This window comes from Micromonospora sp. NBC_00898 (assembly GCF_045207895.1).
In the GTDB taxonomy this organism is placed as follows: Bacteria; Actinomycetota; Actinomycetes; order Mycobacteriales; family Micromonosporaceae; genus Micromonospora.
This window is the reverse complement of the sequence record NZ_CP108775.1, coordinates 1356460-1381687: the sequence shown is the minus strand read 5'-3', so window position 1 is coordinate 1381687 and position 25228 is coordinate 1356460. Positions and strand designations below refer to the sequence as shown.

22 protein-coding genes and 3 pseudogenes are annotated in these 25228 nt (G+C 67.7%); 13 read left to right on the top strand and 12 right to left on the bottom strand.

The window, feature by feature from the left end; genetic code table 11:
* Positions 1-132: 132 nt before the first annotated feature.
* From OG799_RS06580 to OG799_RS06570, 3 genes are read right to left on the bottom strand one after another with little or no spacing between them, the layout of a single operon-like run.
* Entirely contained in the window at positions 133-927 is a 795-nt protein-coding gene (locus OG799_RS06580) for an ABC transporter permease (protein ID WP_406044078.1), read from the bottom strand.
* Positions 924-1739: an ABC transporter permease gene (locus tag OG799_RS06575; RefSeq protein ID WP_406044076.1), complete on the bottom strand. Its 816-nt coding sequence runs from the start codon at positions 1737-1739 to the stop codon at positions 924-926. Before OG799_RS06575 ends, OG799_RS06580 begins: the two co-directional genes overlap by 4 nt.
* Positions 1717-2685: an ATP-binding cassette domain-containing protein gene (locus OG799_RS06570; RefSeq protein WP_406044074.1), complete on the bottom strand. Its 969-nt coding sequence runs from the start codon at positions 2683-2685 to the stop codon at positions 1717-1719. The genes OG799_RS06575 and OG799_RS06570 overlap by 23 nt, the downstream gene beginning before the upstream one ends.
* A gap of 225 nt (positions 2686-2910) precedes the next feature.
* Between OG799_RS06570 and OG799_RS06565 the strand changes: the two genes are divergently transcribed.
* Positions 2911-3300, top strand: a complete 390-nt coding sequence (locus OG799_RS06565) for a hypothetical protein (protein WP_406044072.1) — start codon at positions 2911-2913, stop codon at positions 3298-3300.
* Positions 3301-3781: 481 nt separating this feature from the next.
* Here OG799_RS06565 and OG799_RS06560 read toward each other — a convergent pair whose 3' ends face one another.
* The 6 genes and pseudogenes from OG799_RS06560 to OG799_RS06535 all read right to left on the bottom strand — a co-directional run bounded on the left by OG799_RS06560 (position 3782) and on the right by OG799_RS06535 (position 10663).
* Positions 3782-4939, bottom strand: a complete 1158-nt coding sequence (locus OG799_RS06560) for an IS701 family transposase (protein WP_406044070.1) — start codon at positions 4937-4939, stop codon at positions 3782-3784.
* 330 nt (positions 4940-5269) lie between these two features.
* A complete protein-coding gene (locus OG799_RS06555) occupies positions 5270-5650 on the bottom strand; it encodes a hypothetical protein (protein ID WP_406044068.1) in 381 nt (126 codons plus the stop codon).
* A gap of 497 nt (positions 5651-6147) precedes the next feature.
* On the bottom strand, positions 6148-6594 hold the full coding sequence (locus tag OG799_RS06550) for a DUF6069 family protein (RefSeq protein ID WP_406044066.1): 447 nt from the start codon (positions 6592-6594) through the stop codon (positions 6148-6150).
* A gap of 307 nt (positions 6595-6901) precedes the next feature.
* Complete coding sequence (locus OG799_RS06545; RefSeq protein ID WP_406044064.1) at positions 6902-7915, bottom strand: RNA polymerase subunit sigma-70; 1014 nt, start codon at positions 7913-7915, stop codon at positions 6902-6904.
* Between the two features lie 105 nt (positions 7916-8020).
* Positions 8021-8716, bottom strand: a pseudogene (locus OG799_RS06540) (transposase family protein); the annotation flags it as partial.
* Positions 8717-10528: 1812 nt separating this feature from the next.
* The gene (locus OG799_RS06535; protein ID WP_406044062.1) at positions 10529-10663 is read right to left on the bottom strand and encodes a hypothetical protein; all 135 of its coding nucleotides are present in this window, start codon (positions 10661-10663) and stop codon (positions 10529-10531) included.
* Between the two features lie 348 nt (positions 10664-11011).
* Here OG799_RS06535 and rox point away from each other — a divergent pair, with 348 nt between their 5' ends.
* The 6 genes and pseudogenes from rox (at position 11012) to OG799_RS06505 (ending at position 18790) form a co-directional block, all read left to right on the top strand.
* Complete coding sequence (gene rox / locus OG799_RS06530; RefSeq protein WP_406046222.1) at positions 11012-12433, top strand: rifampin monooxygenase; 1422 nt, start codon at positions 11012-11014, stop codon at positions 12431-12433.
* Positions 12434-12887: 454 nt separating this feature from the next.
* Entirely contained in the window at positions 12888-14273 is a 1386-nt protein-coding gene (locus tag OG799_RS06525; RefSeq protein ID WP_406044060.1) for an IS1380 family transposase, read from the top strand.
* A gap of 172 nt (positions 14274-14445) precedes the next feature.
* A pseudogene (locus tag OG799_RS06520) lies at positions 14446-14775 on the top strand (site-specific integrase); the annotation flags it as partial.
* A 186-nt stretch (positions 14776-14961) separates the two neighbouring features.
* Positions 14962-16575, top strand: a complete 1614-nt coding sequence (locus tag OG799_RS06515; protein WP_406044058.1) for an IS4 family transposase — start codon at positions 14962-14964, stop codon at positions 16573-16575.
* Positions 16576-16697: 122 nt separating this feature from the next.
* Entirely contained in the window at positions 16698-17204 is a 507-nt protein-coding gene (locus OG799_RS06510) for a hypothetical protein (RefSeq protein WP_406044056.1), read from the top strand.
* A gap of 341 nt (positions 17205-17545) precedes the next feature.
* Positions 17546-18790: an ISAs1 family transposase gene (locus tag OG799_RS06505; protein ID WP_406037500.1), complete on the top strand. Its 1245-nt coding sequence runs from the start codon at positions 17546-17548 to the stop codon at positions 18788-18790.
* A gap of 64 nt (positions 18791-18854) precedes the next feature.
* Here the strand turns inward: OG799_RS06505 and nhaA are convergent, their stop codons facing one another.
* Positions 18855-20747 (bottom strand): Na+/H+ antiporter NhaA, encoded by a 1893-nt coding sequence (gene nhaA, locus OG799_RS06500; protein WP_406044054.1) that lies wholly within the window; start codon positions 20745-20747, stop codon positions 18855-18857.
* An 80-nt stretch (positions 20748-20827) separates the two neighbouring features.
* Entirely contained in the window at positions 20828-21034 is a 207-nt protein-coding gene (locus tag OG799_RS06495) for an MFS transporter (RefSeq protein ID WP_406046221.1), read from the bottom strand.
* A 68-nt stretch (positions 21035-21102) separates the two neighbouring features.
* Here OG799_RS06495 and OG799_RS06490 point away from each other — a divergent pair, with 68 nt between their 5' ends.
* Positions 21103-21588 (top strand): radical SAM protein, encoded by a 486-nt coding sequence (locus OG799_RS06490; protein WP_406044052.1) that lies wholly within the window; start codon positions 21103-21105, stop codon positions 21586-21588.
* Positions 21589-21758: 170 nt separating this feature from the next.
* Here the strand turns inward: OG799_RS06490 and OG799_RS06485 are convergent, their stop codons facing one another.
* The gene (locus OG799_RS06485) at positions 21759-22187 is read right to left on the bottom strand and encodes an OsmC family protein (protein WP_406044050.1); all 429 of its coding nucleotides are present in this window, start codon (positions 22185-22187) and stop codon (positions 21759-21761) included.
* A 402-nt stretch (positions 22188-22589) separates the two neighbouring features.
* On the opposite strand from OG799_RS06485, the pseudogene OG799_RS06480 reads away from it, so the two are divergent.
* From OG799_RS06480 to OG799_RS06460, 5 genes and pseudogenes are all read left to right on the top strand, one after another.
* Positions 22590-22817 (top strand): annotated as a pseudogene (locus OG799_RS06480) (Ada metal-binding domain-containing protein); the annotation flags it as partial.
* Between the two features lie 191 nt (positions 22818-23008).
* Positions 23009-23926 carry an NADP-dependent oxidoreductase gene (locus OG799_RS06475; protein ID WP_406044048.1) on the top strand — a complete coding sequence of 306 codons (918 nt, stop codon included), beginning with the start codon at positions 23009-23011 and terminating at the stop codon, positions 23924-23926.
* 158 nt (positions 23927-24084) lie between these two features.
* Complete coding sequence (locus tag OG799_RS06470) at positions 24085-24546, top strand: GNAT family N-acetyltransferase (RefSeq protein ID WP_406044046.1); 462 nt, start codon at positions 24085-24087, stop codon at positions 24544-24546.
* Between the two features lie 255 nt (positions 24547-24801).
* A complete protein-coding gene (locus OG799_RS06465; protein ID WP_406046220.1) occupies positions 24802-25053 on the top strand; it encodes an N-acetyltransferase in 252 nt (83 codons plus the stop codon).
* Positions 25054-25070: 17 nt separating this feature from the next.
* Positions 25071-25211 carry a hypothetical protein gene (locus tag OG799_RS06460; RefSeq protein WP_406044044.1) on the top strand — a complete coding sequence of 47 codons (141 nt, stop codon included), beginning with the start codon at positions 25071-25073 and terminating at the stop codon, positions 25209-25211.
* Positions 25212-25228 lie beyond the last annotated feature (17 nt).

The window sequence follows — 25228 nt, the reverse complement described above, 5'->3', positions numbered from 1 at the left end:
GGTACCCGCCGAAGGGTGGAACAGGAGGTTGGACAGCAAAGACTGCGGGACGGACCTCCCCGTCGGGGCAGACCGAGTACGCGTCTGCCATCCGTCGCCGATCGGTACGCCACGATCGTGATCTGCCGCCGGTCAGGAGCTGGCGCCGGCGTAGGACCGCAGGCACCGTCGCCAGGCCAGGGTGGCCAGCACGACGGCGCCGCCGGCGACCGCCACGGCGATCGGCAGCAGGTACGCGTCGAGCCGGCCCAGCAGCGCCGACGCCGGAAAGGTGGTGAGGAAGGCCACCGGCACGACGGTCAGCACCGTCTGGGCCGGGTCGCGGTACATCTGCACCGGGAACCGGGACAGCTCGACGAACGCAAAGGAGACCCGGTCGAGTTCCTCGGCCGCCAGCATCACCAGCGCCAGCGCCATCAGCACCACGCTCAGCGCGTACATCAGCAGCGCGGCGCAGGCCAGCAGCAGCAGGAACGACGCCAGGGCGGCCACCGACACGCCCCGGCCGGACAGCACCACACCCACCAAGGTCAGGGTCAGGCCCAGCGCGGGGTCGAGCAGATTGTTGATCCTGACGTGCCGCAGGCTCACCAGCAGTTGCGCGTCGAACGGCTTGGTGAGCAGGAAGTCGAGGGTCCCCCGGCGCACGTACTCGGTCATCCGCTCCAGGTTCGGCTGCAACAGCGCCTGCCGCAGGCCGTTGAGCGTGAAGAACAGGCCGATGACGACGAGCACCTCGGCGTGCGTCCAGCCGGCCACCGCCCCGGTGAACCGGAAGTAGACCGACGCGCCGGCTGCCGCCCACACCATCCAGAACGCGCTCAGCGCGGCGTGGGAGAGGAAGTTCAGCCGGTACTCCAGTTCGCCAGCCACCGCCGCCCGCCAACAAATCCGCAGGACCCGGGCCTGCCGGCGCCACCCGCTCATCCGGCCACCGCCTGGTAGCGGCGGACCCCGGACCGCCAGGCCAACCGGTACAGCAGGGCGAATACCGCGAGCCAGCCGATCCCGACGGCGAAGCCGTACGCGGTCTCGCCCGGCCCGAGGCGGCCCATCAACAGCTCCACCGGGAAGCCCATCGTGGTGCGGAACGGCAGCACCAGCGCCGCCCGGCCGAGCCAGTCGGGCATCAACGCCAGCGGCGCGACCCAGCCCGACGCGAACGCCCCGAGCCCCCACCACAGCAGCCAGATGTTGGCGGCCTGGGTGGTCCAGAACCCGATCAGCGCGAAGGTCGACGCCATCAACAGGCTGACCGCGAACGCCAGCGCCATCGCGGTGGCGACGGCGGCGAGTCGCAGCGGCCCGACGGGGTAGTCCAGTCCCGGCACCAGCACGGCGGCGAGCATCAGGGCCGGCACCAGCACTGCCATGGCGACCAGGCGGTGGCCGAGGTCGGCGCTGGCGTACTGATGGAAGGGGTGCACGGGCCGCAACAGCCGCACGGACAGGTCGCCGCTGCGCAGCTCCGCGTCCCACTGCCAGACCACCCGGTCGGCGTAGAGGTTCGACATCAGGGTGGCCGCCGCGTAGTAGGACAGGAAGTTGCCGGTCGTCCAGCCGGCGGGCGGCCCGCCCTGCGCGGCGACGGTCAACCACACCGCCATGGTGAGCAGCGGGAAGAAGGCGGTGAGCACGGACAGCACGAGCCGGCCCCGGTAGGTCGCCGCGACCAGCACGCTGCTGCGCACTAGCGACGGGTACGCGGCGAGCACGTCACGCATGGGTGAAGACCCCACGGATGATCTCCTCCACGGGAGGATCCTCGATGGCCACGTCCTCGACCGGCAGAGTGGTCAGCAGTCGGGCGGCGACCGCGGCCGTGTCGGCGCGCGGCACCGCCAGGGTGACCACCGCGCCGTCCACGGAGGACACCTCGCCGAGCCCTGCCCAGGCCCGGGCCGGCACCGCCTCGCGCAGGGTCACGCGGACCAGCCGGTGCGGCGAGTGGGCCTCGACCAGTGCGGCCAGGTCGCCGTCGAAGCGCAGCGTGCCGTGGTCGATGACCAGGACCCGGCGGGCCAGTGCGGTCACGTCGCCCATGTAGTGGCTGGTGAGCAGGACCGTCGCGCCGTGCCGGACGTTGTAGTCGCGCAGGAAGGCGCGCACCGCCGCCTGGCCGTTGACGTCCAGCCCGAGGGTCGGCTCGTCGAGGAACAGCACCTCCGGACGGTGCAGCAGGGCGCCGGCCAGCTCGCAGCGCATCCGCTCACCGAGGCTGAGCACCCGGACCTGCTTGTGCAGCAACGGTTCGAGGCTCAGCAGGTCGACCAGCTCGTCCAGCGCCGACCGGTACGGGCCGGGGGCGAGGCCGTAGATGGCCCGGTTCACCTCGAAGGCGTCGGCGGCGGGCAGGTCCCAGAACAGCGAGTTCCGTTGGCCCATGACCAGCGATATCCGGCGCAGGAACGTCGCTTCACGCCGGTGCGGGACGTGGTCGAGCACCCGCACGGCGCCGGCGGTGGGGTGCAGCAGGCCGGTGAGGCACTTCAGGGTGGTGGTCTTGCCGGCGCCGTTGGGCCCGAGGAAGCCGACCACCTCACCGGCCTCGATGGAGAAGCTCACCCCGTCGACGGCGGGCACGGTGACCTGCTCGCGCCGGACGAAGGAGCGCAGCGCAGCGCGCAGCCCGGGCTGTCTGCGGTGGACTCGATAGTGCCTGGCCAGTTCCCGCACCTCGATCATCCCCCGACCGTAGCGACCCATACGGGCGGATCCGCAAGAGGTTTTCGGTGGCCGGCCGGCCCGACCTGCCAGGTGGCCGGACCACTCGTCGCACCGGAGCAGCCGGTCACGGCTCACGGCGGTCCGCTGCTCTCCGATGGGCCGGTTGCCTCGCGGCCGGGGAAAGCGACGATTGAGATAGTTCCACATCGATCAGACGGCCACACCCCACGAGGAGGACACGTCATGGGAAGCACACGGACACCGCTGCTCGGCATCGCCGTCGCGGTCGGGCTCGCACTGGCCGGGCTGGGCGCGCCATCGGCCCCGGCACCCGCCGGTGTGGCCGCGCCCGCCCCCGTCCGCGGCTCCGACGGCGCGTACGTGACCCAGAAGACGAGCGTCGCCCCGCGCCAGGTCGACCTCACCGGCCAGTCACCGGCGGTGGGCCGGACCGCGAACGTACGCCTGCTGACCCCCGACGGCTGGGAGCAGCGCCGGCCCGGTGACCACCGGCCGGTGCTCTGCCTGCTGCACGGCTGCTGCGACTCGTCGGCAGTGTTCCGAAGACGAAACCACACCAAGACTCGGTCGAGGCGAGCATCCCCCCGCGAACCGGCAGATTGGATGGCATGACATTGTGCGGCGGACCCGCCAGGGCCCGAGCCAACGACTCGCAGTCGAGATCAGGACAGCCGCCACCGCTGAAGGGTCGTCGAGCCGCCCGACGGTAGCGACAGCTGCCGACACCTGCAGCACTTGACGCGAGATCAAGGAAGCAACATGCCGGCGCATCCGCGAATCAGCACGAATACGCAGGCCAGGGCAGGTGAAAGCAAGAAAGGCGACGGCCAATCCCGCAACCTGTTACCGCCAACAAAGATCATCCGTTACCGGATGTTACCGCCGTTACCTGGGAAGATCTCCATCTCCCCAGGTCAACCGGTCGGGACGGCCGGATTCGAACCGACGACCCCTTGACCCCCAGGCAACCATCATGACGCTCCGACCTGCGGCGGCCGCCGGCTACGCTGGGCCAGACCGTCCGTCGGTGTCCACCTACGTCCAGCCTGGTGCTTCTCGATCGTCACCCAGCTAGTACGGCAGCCGCCAATTGCTAGCTGACCAGGGCGTAGTCCCGGTTCAGCCGTGTGCGTTGGTGGAACCAGCGTGCGCGGGCCTGGTGACGGTGTCGCCAGTTGAGCCAGTGCGTGTCGTGGCCGGGTGGTCTCGGATGGTGGAGGGCGTTGGCGAGTAGTCGTTTGACCTCGGGGACGGTCAGCGGGATCATTCCGGGCTCGGGTGGTGGCGGCTGGTCCGGTGTGCTCGGCGGCGGCGCCTGGGTGTCGGTGCGGTCGGTGAGGTGGGCGGCGGTGACCGCGCAGACGGCGAGGGCGGCCATGACCAGCACGGTGTGCCGCGCGATCGCGGTGTAGAGCCTCGCCTGGCACTGGTCCAAGCCGAAGTGGTCCTTGCTGAACTCGAAATCCTCCTCGACCGGCCAGCGCAGCCCGGCGGCGCGGATCAGCCTCGTCTTGGTCACCGGTTGCCCTTCGGGCACGTGGCAGTAGTGGAAGGCCAGCTCGCCGCTGCGCAGGTGACGGCGGACCAGCAGGTGATGCCGCGGTGAGGCGGTGGCGACCCACGCCCAGGCGTACCAGCGTTGTCCCTTTGATCCGGTACCGGCCGAGCGGACCTCCCACCGATGCTTGTCCTTGGCCAGCAGCGTGACGGCCTGCGTGCAGGTCAGCTTCGTCTCGGAGGGCAGGTCGATCATGAAAGTGGAGGCGACTCGCAGCACGTACGCCTGCCCGTGTTGCTCGAAGAACTCCCGCAACTGTGTGCAGTTGCCGTACACCTCGTCGCCGCAGGCGAAGTCGAACACCAGGCCGTCGGCGAACGCATCAGCACAGATATCGATGGCCAACTGGCCCTTGGTGCGGAACTCCACCTCCGGCGGCAGTCCCATACCGGCCGAGGTCACCGGGTCGGTGATGTGCTCGGCCGGGATCCACTGACGCGCCCCGATCAACGCGTGCCCCGTCTTCTCCCGAACGTAGGACAGGTGCACGGTGTTGATCCCGTTCGCGACCCGGCCCGCGCACCCCATGTACTGCCGTTTCACCCCACACGTCGCGACGCCCTGCTTCGGCTGGCCCGTCTCGTCCAACGCACCGACAACCAACCCACGCCGCCGCCGGCGCGCGGCCGCCGCGTCCAGACCCCCGGCCACGAACCGCCGGACCTGGCTCATCGCGGCCGTCGTGTCCCACACCGCCCGGTTCAACAACCGCTGCGTGCGGTCCGGCGTGGCGTCCCCCGACCTGCTCGGCGATACTCCACCCGTTCCGCTTCGGCACCCGACTGACCAGCGCCGACACGTACCTGCCCGCGTGCTGCCACGTCTGCGTCCGCACGAAACACGACCGCAGCTCCTCCAACAACTCGGCCCGTGCCCGCACCGCGCGCCTGGCCGCTACCCTGGCAGCAGCAGCCGCCTTCGATCTTGTAGTCCTCACAAACACATGATCGACAGGCGGCTGCGTCCACTTCGCACGCCCCCACCGCATCCCGCCAGGTCAGACCGCCAATGGCGGCTGCCGTACTAGTCACCCAGTGGCACGGTGGTTCGGTAGTCCTGGCGCAAGCCGGTAACCTCGTCGCCTTGCGGGTCATAGATGACCAAGCCATGCCGCTCGGCTAAGTGACACACGGCGCTCACGGCCTCACTGCCTCTGGGTGAGTGGCTGATACTCATGCTCACGTGGTCGGTGCCCACAGCGAGGGGTGCCGACATCCAAGGGGGCTGCGGGTCGTACGGCGGATGATCAGGGAACCGCACCCGCAGGTCCTCGTAGAAGGCGACGATACGCGGATCAAGTTCCCCGTCTCGGTGCGCCAGGCCGGTGCAGTGATCGACCATCTCGCGCACCACGTCGAGCGAAACGGCGGGTTCGGCCGCGAGGACCAGGAGGTCAAAACTCACGGCGGCATGATCCCCCACAGTGGCGGCTACGTCGAGCTACACCTCACCGTCAGCTTGGGAATCAGATTGAGCCTTTTCCAACCTGACACCTCACAAACAGCGCTCCCTGCCCCGCCGGCTACGGCGTGACAGCCTCCCGCAGGCGTAGGTGTCAGGGCTCGGCTGCGAGCGCGTCGTGGCGCGGCTTGAGCCTGACGTCGACCCGAGAGAGGGTCAGATCCCGGCTCAAGCCGCCGCGCAGGAGCCGAATCCACGCGGGAGGCGCGCGACGGCGGGGTCGGCCAGGGTGAACGCGACCGGGGTACCCGGTGCGCCCCGACCGAAGCGGATGGCGTTTGGTCTCCATCCCGCAAGGTGCCCTGTGCTTCTTCGCACACGCGACTCAGCTTTCGAATTGACCAAGAAAAGGAACCTGGAATGGAGGGTGGCAGCACCGGGGGCCGCGTTAGTGCGCTCGCGCACGCCCTTGCGCCGCGCGTTGTCCCGTTGCGGGATCGTCAATCGGTCCGGGTGCGGAGGCTCCGCGCCAGGGTGGGGATCATCACCGTCGCAGGGACGAGGTGTAGCCCGAGGAGGGCGGTGGTGGTGGCGGTGTTTGCCCCGGAGAGGAGGGGCGGGACCAACGAGATCGCGGTCAGCGACACTGCCGTCCACACGAATCGCTCGGCGGGGCGAGCGCTCCAACGAAGAAGAGCGACGGCAATGACGATGCCCACGACCGAGAAGAAGCCGGTCACCACGGCGAACCCGGCCAACGGGATCCTCTCGCCACCATCGGGAATCTCGAAGTCGACGCCAACGGCCTGGGCAAGCGCAGCGGCGAGGGTGGTGGCCACCATCGCTGCGAGCGTGGCAATGAAGCCGGTGCCGGCGAGCCCGCGGAGTCGGTGGGTGTGGCTGGTCTGGCCCGGTGCCGGGCCTGCGACGACCCCGGCGTCATTCATGCTGTTCATGTCGTTCCTCCATCATTCGGTAACTGGCGTACGGGGTGTGTTGACTGGCATGTGACGGTCCTGGCCCTGGGCGTGACGATGCGCACCCTCGCCGTGCGACGGCCGGGGTTCCGCAGGGCGCGGACGCCGGTGCCGCGGAGCCAGAACCCGGCGTCGCGTCCGAGGACCGGCCCGGGCTCGCCGTCGCGCAGCTCCAGCTGCACCCGCCCGCGGGTGACGACGCCGAACGCGTCGCACCACTCCGCCGCGACCACCGCGACACGCGCGCCACCGCGCAGCGCGAGCGTCCACACCGGGACTACTCCGTGCCGTCCGCCGGCAGGCGCTCCGGCAGCCCGAGCCGCGGGAACTGGTCGTCGGGGAAGATGACGATCTCGGCGATCGCCCCGCCGGTGACGCGCAGGACGTCGATCGTCAGCGGCAGGTACGCGCCCTCCCGCTTCCGCCAGAGGTAGAAGGCGACGGCGGGCTGCCGGTTCACGGAGGTGGGGACAGCGCGCAGGTGCCCCAGGTCCCCGAAGCCGTCCTCGACCCAGCTGTTCACCACCGTCTCGCGGCCGACGGACAGGCCCGGCGTGGGCGGCATCGAGCAGCGGACGTCGTCGCGCAGCATTCCGGCGATCACGTCGACGTCCTTGGCCACGCTGGCGTCGGTGAAGCGGCGCACCAGCTCGCGCGTCCGGGCGTCCTCCTCGCCGCCGGTCCAGTCCTGCCGCTCGGCGGGCAAGTGCTCCCGCATGCCGGCGCGGGCCCGCTGCAGCGCGCTGTTCACGGAGTTGACGGAGTCCCCGAGGAGCTCCGCGACGTCCTTCGCCGGCCAGCCGAGCACGTCCCGCAGGATCAGCACGGCCCGCGGGCGCGGCGCGAGGTGCTGGACTGCGACCAGGTACGCCAGCTCGATCGTCTCCCGCGCGACGGCGACGGTCTCCGGCTCGTCCGCGTCGCCCGCGGGCAGCTCGTCGAGCAGCCGGTCCGGGTAGGGCTGCAGCCACAGCACCTCGCCGCCGATCGCGGGCTCCGGGCGGCGCTTGGCGAGCAGGTCCAGGCAGGCGTTGGTGGCGATCCGGTACAGCCAGGCCCGGAACGTCGACCGCCCCTCGAAGGTCTCCCGCCGCCGCCAGGCACGCAGGAACGTCTCCTGCACGGTGTCCTCGGCGTCCTCGAACGACCCGAGCATCCGGTAGCAGTGCACGTGCAGCTCCCGCCGGTGCCGCTCCGCCAGCCCCGAGAACGCCGGCTCGTCGACCTCGCCCAGACCGCTCCCGCCCAGACCGCTCACGCCCAGCTCCTCCAGCCGCGTGTCCGCACTCATCACGTCATCCTTCCGTCTCGTCGTGTCCCGTCGTAGGTGTGACGGGTGCGGGCGCGACAACTCATCACTAGGGTCGGTCGGCATGGCTGATCCAGTGAGCGTTTCTCATCCTTGGTAGGTCGGGTTTTCGACGTGGTGGAGAACGAGGATGGCCTGCACCATTGCGGTCGTCCGGGAGGGGCTGCAGCGCAGCTTGGTCAGGATTTTCCAGGTCTTGAGGGCGGCGACGGCGCGTTCGCCGCGGCAACGGATCCGGGCGTGGGCCTTGTTCACGGCCTTCTGCCGGCGCGACAGCTTCGGCCGGTAGCGGTGCCGCTTGAACGGGGTACGCACGGAACCGCCGGCGCCTTGATACGCCTTGTCCGCGAAGGTCATCGCGTCAGCGTTGGTCAACGCGGCGATGATTCCGTGGGTTCGCGCAGCAGTCAGGTCGTGTGCCGAGCCGGGAAGTGCCGCCGACGCCCAGACGAGGCGTCCGGCCGCATCCGCGATTACCTGCACGTTCATCCCGTGCCGTCGGTGCTTTCCGGAGTAGTACGGATTCTGATCGTGCACGCGGTCGATCGAGATCAGCTTGCCGTCGAGGATGACGTAGGCCAGCAGCCGGATCCTGGTCATCGCCTGGAGCAGGTCGTTGGCGGTCGCGGCGAGCAAGGTGATCGCCTCGCGGATATAGCGCCAGGCGGTGGCAACCCCGACCTGGAGTCCGGCGGCCAGGCGGGTGAGGGTGTCGCCGTTGCGCAGGTGGGCCAGGGCGAGCAGGGCCTGCCGGCCGGGGTCGAGTCGGCGCCAGCGGGATCGAGGCGGGGTAAGACAGCAACGAGGCTCCCGGTAGGGGCATCTTTCTTGGTCGATTGCTTGTCGTACCGGGAGCCTCGCCTGACCCGGCTACCGACCTTCACCACGCCACTGACCTGCACCATCAGGTTGGAAATGGCTCATTGAGTCACGGTCGCCGGGCGTGGTGCTAGCTGGTCTTGGAAGCAGGTGTGATCCGACAAGCCCGACGACGAGCCTCTACTGGCCGACGTTGACCGCTGCATCGGGCACGGATCGGGCACGGCCTCAACCCAGCACCATCAAGAGGCGCTACTTCATTAGCCATCCAAATAATCCTGAGATGGCTGCGCCAACCAGCGCAGCGGCGACACTTATCAGCAAAGTTCGTCTTGTTTCTCTGCTGAAACCGCGACTCTCGTGACTACGGTGCCCAATTACTTGCACCGAACCTGTTCGCCTGACGAGTAGCGGACTTAGAACGGAGTAAAGGGCCAGCACCAGCAGCGCGAGCCCAAACCGTAATAACTGATGCTACATCGCCGCTCTTCACTGCGGAAACAATCGCGAATGCCAGACCAACGAGCCCAAAAAGGCCGATCCACGTGTATTCGGGATGCGCCATGAAGCCTACGCTCAACCGCCGCCTCTGGTCTACGTAGTGCTTAATTTCGTCCGCCAGCTTGACCGCCTCAGCATCGTCTGACTCCACGGCAACGTAGGCAGAAGCTCGGCCGAGTCGCACCCGAATAGGGTTACCGGAGCGGAAGTTGCTGAGGACGACTTGGCGTAGCTCTTTAGGGCTAGCCTTAGCTAGATCCTCAATCTCATCCGCCTGAGCATCACCAGCCCGAATCTGGAGATTGCATTCCCAGTCTGGAAGCGGACCACCCTTGTCCGCCTTAAGGCTCTGAACCGCCGTCCACAACTCCTCAAGGTCATCCAGGTAGAGCCGAGCAGGCCCGAGCGTAACCGTGTGCTCAGTTCGTCCGCGTCGAATATTGCGTTTAAGTGGACTCATTCCTGGATCCTTCAGCGTCTGGCATCCCGTCCTTGTCGGCCACGATAACCTGCAAGCCCGGCCTTGTTGCCTTGCGAGAATTGGGGACGGTCGTTATAAAAGCCGCATAAAGATCCACGGAAGCACGTGCACCTCCGCCAGCATCACGTGGCAGCCCATCTGGCCATCCCGATGCTCCTGATGGACGTCAACCCTGCCAGCGCCTGTCGGCGAGGCTGACCCCTTCTTCCCGAACGAACGATGCCGGCCTGATGAGCTGCAACGCCTGCGGGCCTTAGCTGTCCGGACGATCCGCTGACGTCCACCGGCGTCCGTCGTAGGCAGTACCCGTCGTCACCCAGTTAGTCACTCAGTCCGCTCGTGTGGCAGTCGGTTGAGCCGCCGTCGCGCGTGCACGTCGTTCTGGCTCAGGGCGGCAAGTTCATCGCGGCGTCCGGCTCGGGCAAGTAGGTCGATGTGCCATAGGTGGACGTTATGCCGCGAGGGATCGGAGCTGTAACACTCTGCTACGGCGGTGACCACTGCGATGGCTCGGTCCCAGTCACCACGTTCCTCGGCGATACGCGCGGCTTCGTACCAGGGGAGCACGAGACCCATGGTAGGCGCTGACGTACTGGCACTGTCAGCTTGGGAATCGGATTGATCTCCGGTACGAGCGGCCAAGCCAGCTGGTTAATGAGCGGCGAGCGTCAGGGGGCTGTCGATGTGCCGGTGATGGCCGTTGTTGACTGCTGGTTCGGGCACGCATCGGGCACGGCGACCGGCACGGTCTGAACCTGGGAGACCGCAGCGCCTATCGCTGACCCCTGTCCGTGTCATTCCCACAGGTCGCCACCCTCGTTGCCGGCCGGGTCCGTCTCCAGCAGAGACGCATGGAGCCCCTCGAGCTCGCGGCCCGTCGGGTTGCACTCCGCGTCCGTCTCGACCAGGTGGTAAACCCTGATCAGCATCGCCGCCGCACGGGCCCGTTTGGAGTCGTGATCACGTGGCTGGGAAAGGACTGGACGGGATGATGCTCGGGCTTGTAGCTTGCAGCTGACCGTGACACCGCCCGAGGAGGTGAGACCCATGAACGCTGTATCGATGTGGGTGCTCCCCCTTCCCGTCACGGTCGGGCGATTGACGTAGGTGTCGCCGGGAGCGTCTCGCCAACAAGGCACTCCCGAAAGGCAACACCTATGCACTCTCTGCAGTTCACCGCCGAGCCGTCATCGACCGATACGGTCGAGCGCGACTCCACCGTGGTCGACGTCCCCGGGCTCCCATCGCCGGCCTCCGGCACCGATCGCGCGCCCCTCATGTTCGACGTGATCATTGCCGGGTGCGGGCCGACTGGTGCGATGCTGGCCGCCGAACTGCGGCTGCACGATGTGCGGATACTCGTCCTGGAGAAGGAAACCGAGCCCGTGTCGTTCGTCCGCATAGTCGGTCTGCATATTCGCAGTATCGAGCTGCTGGCAATGCGCGGGCTGCTGGAGCGCATTCTCGAACGCGGAAGACAGCGTCCGGCCGGCGGCTTCTTCGCCGCCATTAACAAACCCGCGCCCGAGGGCCTGGATTCCGCGCACGCCTATCTGCTGGGCATCCCGCAGCCGGTCATCGTTCACCTGCTCGAAGAACATGCGATCGAACTGGGTGCGCAGGTCCGGCGCGGTTGTGCGGTGGCCGATTTCGAGCAGGACGACGACGGTGTGACCGTCGAGCTGGCCGACGGGGAACAGCTGCGTTCGCGCTATCTCGTCGGCTGTGACGGCGGGCGCAGTACGGTGCGCAAACTGCTCGGCGTCGGCTTCCCCGGCGAGCCCTCGCGGACCGAGACGCTGATGGGCGAGATGGAAGTGGGTGTGCCGCAGGAGGAGATCGCCGCCAAGGTGGCCGAAATCTGCGAGACCGATAAGCGATTCAGCCTCGGGCCCTTCGGCGAAGGGGTCTATCGCATCGTAGTCCCCGTCGCGGGAGTCAGCGATCGTGCCGAACCGCCCACTCTCGAGGATTTCAAACAACAGTTGCGCACCATCGCCGGAACCGATTTCGGCGTGCACTCCCCGCGCTGGTTGTCCCGCTTCGGGGATGCCACACGGCTAGCCGAACGTTATCGGGTCGGGCGGGTGCTGCTGGCCGGCGATGCGGCACACATCCATCCACCCACCGGCGGACAGGGCCTCAACCTGGGCGTTCAGGACGCATTCAACCTCGGCTGGAAACTGGCCGCACAGATCCGCGGCTGGGCGCCGGAAACACTGCTGGACACCTACCAGGCCGAACGTCATCCGGTCGCCGAGGACGTGCTGGACAACACCCGCGCCCAGATGGAACTGCTGTCCACCGAACCAGGCCCGCAGGCCGTGCGCAGGCTGCTCACCGAACTGATGGACTTCGACGAGGTGAACCGCTATCTGATCGAGAAGATCACCGCGATGGGCATCCGCTACGACTTCGGCGAAGGCCCCGACCTGCTCGGCCGCCGCCTGCGCGACATCGACGTGAAACAGGGCCACCTCTACGGCCTGCTGCATCGCGGCCGCGGCCTGCTGCTGGACCGCACCGAACGCCTGACCGTCGGCGGCTGGTCGGACCGGGTCGATTACCTCGGGGATCCCACTGCGGTACTGGATGTTCCGTGCGTCCTGCTACGCCCCGACGGCCACGTCGCCTGGATCGGCGACGATCAGCAGGACCTGGACGACCACCTCTCCCGCTGGTTCGGCAAGCCCAACTAATTTCGCCTGAGCAACCGAAAATGAATGCGAACACGCCTGTCTCGGGTCGAGACCATGACAGGGACGGGTTCGTGTGGTCATCCCGCATATACGTGGCGAGATAGGGAGCGAATCTGCGGCGCTGTCGGCCAGGAGCTGGGAGTGGTCGGCGTTCTCGTCGGACATCCACCGCCCGCTGGCATGGCGGAAATGGCCATGCCAGCGTCGGTAGCCGGTCGTGCTGTCCGGGTCTCGACCAGGGCCCCGGCGAGCGCTGAGCGCCCACGATCCTCGATGAGAGCGCCGATCCCGGCACTGGATCACATTCACTGAGACGTATAAGCCTCGATCCGTGGACTGGATCGGTGCACTACTGAGCGGAAGCGGCGTGGAGATGTGACGAGAGTGCCCTCTGAGCTGGGATGATCGGGTTTGTCTAGGACTCGAATCACACCAGCTCGGAAGGACACTCTCGGTGCAAGGATCTCATGCGTGGCGCGGCGACGGCGCGGTGTTCGATGATGACAATCTCGTGTCGCATGCGGGTCTGGTGCCGCTGCTGGAGTTGGCCGAGCAGGCCGGGCTGTCGCGACTGTTGGATGAGCATGTCCGGTTCGTCGATGAGCGGGTGAAGTCCGGCGCGGCCAACTCGACGCCGAAGCTGACCTCGATCATCGCGGGGATGGCTGCCGGGGCGGACAGCATCGACGACCTGGACGTAATCCGCTCCGGCGGGATGAAGGAGCTGTTCGGCGGGGTCTACGCCAACGCCACGTTGGGGATCTTCCTGCGGGAGTTCACCCATGGCCACACCCGGCAACTGTCGGCGGTGCTGCGCCGGCACCTGGTCGCTCTGGCCAAGCGCACCCCGGTGCTGGCCGGCATCGGCGACCGCGTCTTCATCGACATCGACTCGTTGCTGCGCCCGGTGTACGGGCACGCCAAGCAGGGCGCGTCGTTCGGGCACACGAAGGTCGCGGGCAAGAGCATCCTGCGCCGGGGCCTGTCGCCGCTCGCGGTGACCATCTCGACCGAGACCGCGGCGCCGGTGGTGGCCGGGGTGCGGTTACGGGCCGGACGCGCCGGCTCCGCCAAGGGCGCGGCCAGCATGGTCACCGAGGCGATCAATACCGCCACCGACGCTGGCGCGCAGGCCGGGAACATCCTGGTACGCGGCGACTCCGCGTACTGCAGCGGCAAGGTCATCGCTGCGGTAGTCAAAGCCGGAGCGAACTTCTCGTTCGCCATCGCCCGCAATCCCGCCGTTGACGCCGCGATCGCCACCATCCCCGACGAGGCGTACACGCCGGTGCACTACCCCGGCGCGGTCACCGATCCCGACACCGGTGAGCTGATCTCCGACGCCCAGGTGTCCGAAGTGGAGTTCACCGCGTTTGCCGGCACCCGCCACGAGATCACCGGCTGGCTCGTCGTGCGCCGGGTGCTCGACGCCAACACCCAGGACCCTCTGTTCCCGGTCTGGCGCTACCACCCGTTCTTCACCAACAACACCGAACCGGCCCCCGAGGCCGACATCACCCACCGCCGCCACGCCGTCTGCGAAACCGTCTGGTCCGACCTCATCGACGGCCCCTGGGCCCACCAGCCCTCAGGGTCGTTTCCCGCCAACGCCGCCTGGAACATCCTGGCCGCGATCACCCACAACCTGCTGCGCGCCGCTGGCACCCTCACCGCCACACGCCGCTACGCGGTGGCCCGCGGCGCCACCCTGCGCACCCACCTGATCAACGTCGCGGCCCGGCTCGCCCGCCCGCAACGCCGCCCCGTGCTGCACCTACCCACGCACTGGCCCCGCGCCGCCGCCTGGCTCACCTTCTGGAAAGCCGTCTTCACGACCTGACCAACGACCACCCGGCACGCACCACCCACCAGCACCGCACCCACACACCACCCGACGAGCGGGAACCCGAGCAGGCTGGACACCGGGCCAGCCGGTCAGACGCGCCCTCCACCAACCAAGATCATCACGGCAAAGTCAAAGGACCATCCTGATACTGATCCACGGATCGAGGCTTAACGACTGGTTGACGTACGGGCTCAGCAGACAGTCCGAGAGCACCAAAGCGAACTACGCCACCCTCGTGAACTCCCACATCGTCAGCGACCTCGGCGCGAGGAAGCTGCGTGACCTCACCGCGACCGACGTCGACCGTTGGCTCATGGGCAAGGCCCACCACCTGAGCACCCGGACTCTTTGGCTCCTGCACTCCTTGCTGAACCGCGCGGTCAATCGGGCCATGGCGCGGGACAAGGTCAAGCGCAACGTTGTCGCGCTCTGCGCCGTTCCCAACGGTCGCGGCGGTCGTCCTTCCAAATCACTGACCCTCGACCAGGCAAAGGCCAAGGCCGCGAAGTTAAGGAACTGAGGCGCGTGTCAACGGGCGGGTGACGTCCGCATCTGTTGTAGACAGACAACGAGACCTCGGATACTCGTGGGCGATCCCCAAGATCAGCTCACGTGTGGAGGTCTTTTTGTCGTCCCAGTCTGCCATTGTCAGTGTCACCCGCACCATCACCTCGCGGGCGGTGTGTACGCACCCGGCCATCTGGGCGAGTTGACGCAGGTCGTGCCGTTTGAACTGGTCGACGCGGTCCTGGAGGAGACCGGCGGCACCCAGCAGCGGCTGCGGGACCTGCCGTCGCGGGTCGGGGTCTATCTGCTGCTGGCCATGGGCCTGTTCGAGCACGTCGGCCTGGCCATGGTCTGGTCGAAACTGGTCGCCGGGCTGAGCGGGCTGGTAGTGGCCACTCCGTCGGAGAAGGCGCTGCGCGATCTGCGCCGCCGGATCGGGTCCAGTCCGGTCAAGGCGCTGTTCGAGGTCCTCGCCGGGCCCCTCGCGCAACCGCACACACCCGGGGTGCGCTACCGCCGGTTTCGCACCGTCGCGTTTGACGGCTGCAGCTCGTTGAAGGTCCCCGACCACGAACGCAACCGGGGCTGGCTCGGAAAGATCAAGCACCGGCTGGGGTTCGCCGGCTACCCGATGCTGATGCTCATGGCGCTGGTCGAGACCGGAACCCGGGGACTGCTCGGCGCGGTCTTCGGCCCTACCGCCACCGGCGAGCGTGCCTACGCCACCAGACTGCTGCATCTGCTGGCCCCGGACATGCTGCTACTGGACGACCGCGGCTTCGACAGCAACGACTTCCTGACCGCTGTGGCCGCTACCGGCGCGCAGTTGCTGGTCCGCGCCAAATCCTCCCGCCGCCTGCCGGTCATGGCGGTGCTGCCCGACGGCTCGTACCTGACCCGCATCGCCAAGCTGAGGCTGCGCGTGATCGAAGCGCAGATCACGGTAACCGGCGCGGACGGCAGCCAGATCACCGGCTGCTACCGGCTGCTGACCACGCTGACCGACCACCGCACCGACCCGGCCGCAGCTCTGATCCGGCTCTACCACGAACGCTGGGAGATCGAGTCGGCGTTCTACGCGCTGCGCCACACCCTGCTCGACGGCAGGGTCCTGCGTTCCCGCGACCCTGCCGGGATCGAGCAGGAGATGTGGGCGCTGCTCGCGCTCTACCAGGCGCTACGCACCGTGATGGTCGCCGCCGCCGAATCAGTTCCGGGCACCGACCCGGACCGCGCCGGGTTCGCCGTCGCGGTGCAGGCCGCCCGCGACAGTGTCATAGCCGCCGCCGATGTCGTGACCCAGACGGTGGACCTGGTGGGCCAGACCGGCCGGGCGATCCTGGCCAGACTGCTCCCGCCGCGCCGTCCCCGCTTCTCCGCCCGCAAGGTCAAGTCCCCGATCTCCCGCTACCACGCCCATACCGACACCCAGCGACCTCTAACCAGCACGACCATCACCGCGGTCGACGTCACCATCCGCCAGCCCAGCGCTCCCACACCCCAGCACGCCCCTGCCGAGAAGACTCCGCGGCCCCGACCAGCCAAACCCGCCAACCACCCCCACCCGCCGGCGGTGCCCAGCACCTCGGTCGGCCCACCGTCACGCCGGTCGGCTGTCCTGACCATCTTGCGCTCAACACCAGGACAGGCACAGCGAGCCCGTGACATCGCCCGGACCCTCGGCGTCACCGGCGAACCGAGCCTCAACAGCTTCTGCGTGCAAATGTCGCAATGGGCCCACCGAGGCCTACTGACCAAGACCGGCCCAGCCACCTACATGATCACATGACGAACGCTCTTGACACCTGTCCGTGTCCCTTAACTTCGCGGCCTTGGGGCAAGACCCGGCCGCGGTTCTCCCAAAGCGACCGAGCGTTCCTGGCCGCCCTGCTGCACCGGCTCCCGCTCGGCGTGCTCCATCGGCTCCGGCTGCTGGTGCGCCCGGACACGATGCTGCGCTGGCACCGCGAACTCCTCGCGTGCCGCCACGCCGCCAAGGCCCAGCCAAAACGGCCGGGCCGGCCGCGCACCGTCCGCTCCATCCGCGCCCTGGTGCTGCGCCTGGCCCGGGAGAACCCCAGCTGGGGTTACCGCCGCATCCACGGCGAACTGCTCGTCCTGGGGATCAAGACCGCCACCTCCACCGTTTGGGAGATCCTCAACGATGCCGGGATCGACCCGGCGCCCGAGCGCATTTCCACCACCTGGGCCGACTTCCTCCGCTGCCAAGCCGACATCCTGCTCGCCTGCGACTTCTTCCAGACCATCACCCTGACCGGAGCGCGGATGTACGTGCTCACCGTGATCGAGCACGCCAACCGACCCGTCCGGGTCCTGGGCGCGACCGCGCACCCGACCGCCACGTGGGTGGCGCAAGCGGCAGAGAACCGCCCCCGGCGGCTTGCCGGCCCTGCTTGACCCGCTGCTGATGACGACGCTACTCGGCGTCGGTCCCGGCCACCGTCGATCGGCTACGCCGCGCCGGCGCTTCTGCACAAGCCTCGATGAGGTCTCGGATCCTCTTGACGCTCCCATCGCTTCGGTCAAGACAAGAGTTCGCGCGGCAGGATCTGCACGGGCGTTTCAAGATCATTGATCTTGGGCTGGTGGGGTCGGTGAGCTGCTCGGGACGGGTCGCGTGTGGACGGTGATGTCTGCCGCGGTCTGCTCGTCGGCGGTGTGTCGCTCAGTCGATAGGGGCGAAGCTCCGGTATGACATGGGGTCCTCTCACAGATCCACGTCACCCCGGAGCTTCGTTGTGGACCAGTCTGCCATCAGGGTCGTCGAGGCGCCGGCCCTAGCGTCCGAGGTTTGCCTTCCCGCGACGGCGGGGCGGGTTGGACTGCTCGAACTGTTCGCCGCGGTGTCGGACGGGCGCTCGGAGCAGGGCCGGGATCACCCGGTCGCGGTGGTCCTGGCGTTGGCCGCGGGAGCGGTCGTGGCCGGGATGCGTGGCTACACCGCGATCGCCGGCTGGGTCGCCGACGTGCCCGAGGCGCTGCGGCGGCGCCTGTACGAACGCGGCGGTGGCAAGCCCACGGTCAGGTTCCCGCCGTCGAAGGCGACGATCTGGCGGGTCGTCACCGACACGGACGCGCAGACATTCGACCAGGTGGTGGGGACCTGGCTGATGACCCGAATGGCCGATGAGCGCCCGGATACCGCACCCGACGCCGCCGGTGAGCCCGACGGTAGTGGCCCGTCGGGGTTGATGCAGGTACGCCTCGACGGCAAGGTGGTCCGCGGCGCCACCGACGCCGACGGCACCCAGGTTCACCTCCTCGCGGCGTTGGCCGGCCGGCCCGGCGACGTCACGGTCGTCGCCGCGCAGACCCAGATCGACACCAAGTCCAACGAGGTGCCGCACGCCACCGAGGTTCTGGACCGGATCCGGGATCTACGCGATGCGGTGGTCACCGCCGATGCGTTACACACCGTCAAGGCGACCGCGGCGCACATCCACGCCCGCGACGGCTTCTACGTGTTGCCCGTCAAGGAGAACCGCCAAGCCCTCTACACCGCGGTCAACGCCCTGCCCTGGTCGCAGACCCCGATCACGTACTGCCACACCGACATCGGCCACGCCCGGATCACCCGACGCACGATCCGGGTGCTTCCCGCGCCACCCGACCTGCCGTTCCCCCACGCCGCACAGGTCTACCTCGTCGAACGCTACGTCACCGACCTGGCCGGAGAGCACCCCAGCGCCGCCGCCGCGCTCGGCGTCACCAACCTACCCGCCACCGTCGCCAGCCCCGCCGACCTGGCCGGCTACACCCAAAGCCACTGGGGCGTCGAGTCATTGCACTGGCTGCGCGACACCCTCTACGCCGAAGACGCCTCCACCACCCGAACCCGCTCCGGCCCCCGCATCATGGCCACCCTCCGCAACCTCGCCATCGGAGCGATACGCCTGGCCGGACGCCACGACATCACCGAAGCCACCCGCTGGGCCAGCCGCGACATGCACCGACCCTTCACCATCCTCCAACTCACCACATGATCTTGAAACGACCGTGGCAGGATCTGACGGCCGACCGGCATGCTGTCGAGCCAACGGAACGCGCTTATTTAAGGGTCGCTGGTGCCTCGCGGCCGAGGCGGGCCCGGGCTCGGGCCATACGAATGGCGGCAGTCAAGGTCGTGATGTCGTAGGCGCCGTAGTGGCGGCGGCCGTTGATGAAGAACGTCGGGGTGCCGGACACTCCGCTGTTGTCGGCCGAGTCGATGTCGCTTTCGATGCGGCCGGTGTGGGCCTGGCTTATCAGATCGTCGTGGAAGCGTTTCTGATCCAGACCGAGGTCGCCGGCGTATTTGATTAGATCAGTGATGTTCAGCTTGTCCTGGTGGTCGAGCAGCAGGTCGTGCATCTGCCAGAACTTGCCCTGAGCGGCCGCTGCTTCGGCGGCCTCGGCTGCTAGCCGGGCTTGCGGGTGCACGTCTGACAGAGGCAGGTGACGCCACACGAAACGCAGGTCGGCGTCGCCCAGCAACTGCCGGACGACTGGCTCGGCCTTCCCGCAGTACGGGCACTGGAAGTCGCCGTACTGCACCAGCGTTACCGACGCACCGGCTGGGCCGCGGACGTGGTCCTGCTTCTCGTCGACCTCTGGGATGAGGTCGATCAGCTCCGTCACGTCGCCGAAGAGCGCCCGGGTGCGCTTGTCCTTGGGCAGCATGTTGGTGACGCGGAACGCGGTCCAGGTCAGCGCTGAGGATACGATCGCGGCGCTGAGCACCCCGACTTTGGCCTCGGCCAGTTGGTCGCCGGTGAAGGCCAGGCTGGCGATCAGCAGCGACACCGTGAAGCTGACACCGGCGATCGTGCCGCTGCCGAGCACGCCCGCCCAGCCCACGGCCGGACGGATGCGGCCGTGTGAGATCCAGGTGAGCCCGGCCGAGGTGCCGATCACGGCGAGCGGCTTGCCGACGACATACCCGAGCAGCACGCCCCAGGTGACAGGCGACGCGAACGCCTGGGCCAGGAACGGACCATCGATGCTGATGCCAGCGTTGGCGAGGCCGAACAGCGGCACGATTACGTAGCTGGACCAAGGGTGGTAGATGCGCTGAAGGCGGTCGTTGGGCGATAGCGTATTCGCGAGGCCGATCGAAGCCGTACGCGCGAGCTTGGGCGTCGGCTGCTCACGGAACGACCGGAACAGCCCGCTGACCTGCTCGAGCTCAGCTCGGCCGGGAGAGTAGGCGAACGCGGTCAACCCGATGGCCAGTCCGGCCACCACCGGGTCGACTCCGCTGACCAGCAGCGCGCCCCACATCACGATGGCGACCGGCACGTACGCCGAGCCACGTCGGACGCCGGCTGCGCGGATGGCCAGCATGACCGCGAACGCCGCAACGGCCACCACGATGGGCATCATCTTGATGTCCTCGCTGTAGACCAGGGCGATGACGATGAGTGCGATCAAATCGTCGACCACGAACACGGTGAGCAGGAAGATCCGGACCCGGTCGGGCACGCCCCGGCCGAGCAGTGCCAGCAGGCCCAACGCGAGGGCGGTGTCGGTCGACATAGCCACGCCCCAGCCATGCGCGCCCGGCCCGCCGTGGTTGATCACCAGGAAGATCAGCACCGGGATCAGCATGCCGATCACGCCGGCCACGCTGGGCAGCACGAAACGTCGCCGGTCGCGTAGGTCGCCGAGGTCGAACTCGCGCCGCGCCTCAAGGCCGACGACCAGGAAGAACAGCGTCATCAAGCCGCTGTTGATCCAGGTGTGCAGGTCGCGGGAGAGCTCGAGGTGCCCGAGGCGCAGGGACAGTTGGGTGCGCCAGACGGCTTCGTAGGAGCCGAGGTCGATGTTGGCCCAGAGCAGTGCGGCGACGATGGCGGCCACGAGCACGCCGGCGCTGCCGGACTCAGTTCGCAGAAAGGCTCGCAGCGGTGCCGCTAGATTCCGCTTCCAGATCGTTCGGCCGCTCATCTTGGTTTCGGTCACACGTCACCTTCCGACGCGCTGGCCGGGCCAGCATGGATAGCTAGATCACGTGCCGCAATGCGGGCACGCGACCCCTCGGTTCAGTACTGATCGCGCTGCCCCAGCTGTGGCCGGCTGCGGAGAGAGCGACGAGGCCCGCCGATGCCCTGCAGGATGCGGGCGACTATCAGTGAGCTCATGGTCGGGACGACCGCGCACATGATCGACGCGATGGTCAACCCGGCGATACCCACGAGGAAGATTCGCCTGCGGCCGTAGCGGTCGCCGAGCGCGCCGGCCAGCAGGATCAGCGCGGCCAGGCCGCGACCTGGATCAGCTCGCTGTCGCAGCTCAGCGCGTCAACGTCGAGCTCGGCATGTCCATCGCCTTCCTCGACGAGGCACTGCAACGCTCGCTCGAACCCGGCGCACCGTCCACCGTGGCCCGGCCGATCACACTGCGAGCCATGCGCGACGCCGGCCTCACCCCCACCGTGTTCGTCGCGCCGATCCTGCCCGAACTGACAGACAGCACCGAGCAGATCGACGAGTTGATCGGCACCCTGGCCGACGCAGGGGCAGGCAACATTCTCCCGACACCGCTGTACCTGATGCGCGGCGTCAAAGACCTGTTCTTCGCCTGGCTGCGCCGCCAGCATCCCGAACTGCTCTCCACGTACGCCGAACTCTACCCGCACGGCTCGCGCACGCCCCGTCATTACCGCGACCTCGTCCGGGCACAGGTGAACCAGGCATTACAGCGCCACGGGCTGCCGATCCCCGACGACACGACCTCCGACAAGTTCGCCCTGCTCGGCAGACGCTCCACCGTCACCGAGCCGACCGCACCGACTCTGTTCTGAGCTGCCGGCACGAGTCACCGGCCATCCGTCAGGACCAGGACCTGCGCCGCATGCAAGGCGCCGCATCGCGTTCAAGCTGTCGCGGTCGACGGAAACACTGTCGCCGCCTGGGGCGGAACGACAACCGCTTGCTGCTCGGCCGTGCTCGCCGAGCAGCAAGCGGCCTGATTTCAGCGCGGCCCGACGAACTCGGTCCTCACGCTCCATGCGAACTGAATCAGCAGGGTCACCGGGGACTTCTCGGCAATGTCATGCATCACCTTCAAGTCGTCTGGGTCAGGTTCTTCGCTCAGCGTGATCGTGCGCTGCAGGTAACGCTCTGCGCCTTCCTGCTCGGGTTCGTGGTAGTCGATCTCGACGGTGATGTCACCGGCGGTGTCGTACTTATAGTCGACATACTGCCGCAGCGTCTGAGCAGTGCACGACGCGAGCGCCATCAACAGGTACTCCGTCGGCGTCGGGCCTTCGCCGAGTGCGCCGTTGTGCGGTTCATCGGCGACGAACGTGAAGCCGCGGGTAGTCATGTCCGTGCGCCGGCGCTCAGTGGCCGGAAGGACAGCTCGGGCGGATGCGACGACACGATCCCGATCGGTTTCCATCAGCCGCGCCTTCCTGTAGATCCTGGTAGTGACGGTCCAGATACTCGGATCCAGCAGCAGCCGAGCCGCAGTCTGAGCGGGGGCTGTGACCGGGCGTATCACCCCATGACCGAGTACCTCCGCAGGCTAACCTTCGCGGACTGGATAGTCCAGTTTACCGCTCGTCGCCAGAACCCCTCGGCCCTCGCGAACCATCACCTCGGGGTGGTTTAAGCTGCACTGAGAGGCGGTTAGGACCAAGGCGCCCCCAGCTGAACTCGCTCAACGCCAAACCCGGAATTGGACTCATCAGTCCGTTAAGGCTAAGATATGCCGTCGTTCCCGCATCAGGGCGGCGATCGTCGTCGCCTCCGGCGACTCGGGCGGACTCAAATCCGGACAACATAAGAGGAACGACTCGATGGCAGCTTTCTCACCGCGGTGAAGACGACCGGCACCTACTGTCGGCCATCGTGTCGCGCCAAGACCCCTCGCACGGAAAACGTCGACTTTCGCCCGACAGCGGCCAGCGCCCAGCTCGCTGGATGCCGAGCCTGCAAGCGTTGCTCCCCCCGACGCAGCGCCCCTGGCCCGGCCGGCGCCTGGCCAGTCGACGCCTGGGTCGAGAGGCTGGCTTCGCCGTCGGTGTAGAAGTCGGCGATGGTGTGCCGCAGCTGGGCCAGGGACACGACCGACGAGTGGCCTCGAACAAAGTGCACCGGGGCCGCACTCCGCGTCACAGATCTTTCCGGTCAGCTGGGCAAGACACCGACGTCTGGCGTCACTAAATGGGGGAAGTGAAGTGGCGTTTCGGCGAACGACTGATACAGAGAGGCGTCCAAATGAAAGCGATTGTTGTGACGGACGAGGCCGCAGGAACGGCCGGGATGACGCTGGCGGAACGACCGGAGCCGGAGGCGACGGCAAACGACGTCCTCGTTGAGGTACATGCGTCGGGATTCACCCCGGGCGAGCTGACGTGGCCCGGGACCTGGACCGATCGACTCGGGCGGGACCGCACGCCGTCGATCCCCGGCCATGAGGTGGCTGGCGTGGTCAGCGCGCTCGGCTATGGCACGAGGGGTCTGTCGGTGGGACAGCGGGTGTTCGGCCTCGCGGACTGGAGTCGCGACGGCACCCTGGCCGAGTACGTGGCCATCGAGGCGCGAAACCTTGCGCCGCTGCCGGGCGATGTCGATTTCACGGTAGGGGCGAGCCTGCCGATCTCGGGCCTGACCGCGTGGCAGGGACTGTTCGTGCACGGCCGTTTCCAGGCGGGGCAGAGCGTCCTCGTACATGGTGCGGCCGGTGGAGTCGGCTCGATGGTGACCCAGCTCGCCAAAGAGGCCGGCGCCTACGTCATCGGCACTGGACGTGCCGCCGACCGCCAGACCGCGCTCGACTTCGGCGCGCAGGAGTTCGTCGACCTCGGCAAAGACGCCCTGGAAGACGTCGCCGGCGTCGATCTGGTTTTCGACGTGATCGGTGGCGACATCCAGAAGCGTTCTGCGGGTCTGGTCCGAGCCGGAGGAGTGCTGGTGACCATTGCCGGCCCGCCCGAAGCACAGCCGGCGGACGGCCTGACGGTTGATTTCGTTGTCGAGGCCGATCGCGCGCAACTGGGTGAGGTCGTCCAGCGGATCAGGGATGGTCGGCTGCGGACGAACATCGGCAAGGTCGCGACCCTCGACGACGCCGTCGCCGCCTTCAACCCGACCGAGCGGATCAAGGGAAAGACGATCATCCGCGTTCGCTCGTAAGGACTCGGCACACCCAAGCACGAGAACGACCCCCACAGGAGCGAGAAGTACGTCGATGGCTGGGCCTTCACCTCGCGTCGACGACATGCGGCTGGGCGAGTACTACTACCGCCACGACCCGGGAGTGATCTGATGACCATCAACGAAGGCACAGCCCCATGACCGACCCAACCGGGCCGACCCGCTACGCCTTCGAGTACCCCGACGAGGCCGGACACCCCGACGAGAAAGGCGCCCTCAGCCAGGACCAGGCCGTCCTCATCGACGAGGTAATCGACGATCCCCACGCCCCCGCGTTTGACTTCCAAGTCGTCAACGACGAGAAACTCGGCATCTACGACGGCATCGTCGGGGACCGAGAGGTGGCCGGGCTGACCTACGACGTCGCCGGAGACGACCGACTCGTGCTGCTGGCCACCTTGGTGTTCCCCGAGTTCCGCAAGCAGGGCATCGCCACCGAGCTGATCCGACGCGTCCTGGACGACGTGCGCGTGCAGGGCAAGACGGTCACCATCATGTGCCCGATCGTGCGCACCTTCATCGAGCACAACCCCGAGTACGCCGACCTCATCGACCCCGAGCACCCGGGAGTTACCCAGGGTCACACCCATTTGTCCTAACCGACCTATTAGCTCCCCCGACAGAACGTGTGACAATGACGATCAATCTCGAGGCCGAGGCGGCCACCCGGGAAGAGAACAACGCGGCGCTCATCGCTGCTCTGAGCGAGGCAAGTCTCAGCGGGTGGAATCCAGCTGGGAGCTCGATGTCATCAACGACGCGGAGCGCGGTCGCTGGATCGCCGCCCTCGGCGCCGAAGCGATCGCTGAGCTCCCGTACCGGTTCGTGGGCGGCCGTGTCGTGCTGCTAACGACCTGGGTCGACCCGCCTACCGACGCAATCGGGTGGTCACGGAGCTCGTCGCTCGCGTGCTGGACGAGATCCGCGAGAGCGGGAAGAAGATCACCGTCATCTGCCGGGTCGTGGGTGAGTTCATTGCCCTCAACCCGGAATACCTCGATCTCATCGACAAGGTTCATCCCGGTGCCGGCGCCTACCCTCAGCACGAACCCGCGGGGCCGCAGGACAACGAGCAGCTCACCGCGTTCGAGCACGACATGACGTAGCCGTCCGGCGTTCAGACATGGTTCGAGCCGTCCGGCGGGTCCGGGATCGTCGGCTGCGGACGGACATCGGCAACGTCGCGGCCCTCGACGATGTCGTCGCCGCCTTCAACCCGACCGAAAGGGCTAAGGGCAAGAAGATCATCCGGGTTCGTCCGTAAGGACGCGGAGACAACGG

Coding starts and splice junctions, on each gene's coding strand:
- OG799_RS06565 (WP_406044072.1), top strand. CDS start 2,911: ATGGGAAGCACACGGACACCGCTGCTCGGCATCGCCGTCGCGGTCGGG.
- rox (WP_406046222.1), top strand. CDS start 11,012: ATGTTCGACGTGATCATTGCCGGGTGCGGGCCGACTGGTGCGATGCTG.
- OG799_RS06570 (WP_406044074.1), bottom strand. CDS start 2,685: ATGATCGAGGTGCGGGAACTGGCCAGGCACTATCGAGTCCACCGCAGA.
- OG799_RS06550 (WP_406044066.1), bottom strand. CDS start 6,594: ATGAATGACGCCGGGGTCGTCGCAGGCCCGGCACCGGGCCAGACCAGC.
- OG799_RS06485 (WP_406044050.1), bottom strand. CDS start 22,187: ATGGAAACCGATCGGGATCGTGTCGTCGCATCCGCCCGAGCTGTCCTT.
- OG799_RS06470 (WP_406044046.1), top strand. CDS start 24,085: ATGACCGACCCAACCGGGCCGACCCGCTACGCCTTCGAGTACCCCGAC.
- OG799_RS06460 (WP_406044044.1), top strand. CDS start 25,071: ATGGTTCGAGCCGTCCGGCGGGTCCGGGATCGTCGGCTGCGGACGGAC.
- OG799_RS06490 (WP_406044052.1), top strand. CDS start 21,103: ATGTCCATCGCCTTCCTCGACGAGGCACTGCAACGCTCGCTCGAACCC.
- OG799_RS06545 (WP_406044064.1), bottom strand. CDS start 7,915: ATGAGTGCGGACACGCGGCTGGAGGAGCTGGGCGTGAGCGGTCTGGGC.
- OG799_RS06475 (WP_406044048.1), top strand. CDS start 23,009: ATGAAAGCGATTGTTGTGACGGACGAGGCCGCAGGAACGGCCGGGATG.
- OG799_RS06535 (WP_406044062.1), bottom strand. CDS start 10,663: ATGCTGATCAGGGTTTACCACCTGGTCGAGACGGACGCGGAGTGCAAC.
- OG799_RS06580 (WP_406044078.1), bottom strand. CDS start 927: ATGAGCGGGTGGCGCCGGCAGGCCCGGGTCCTGCGGATTTGTTGGCGG.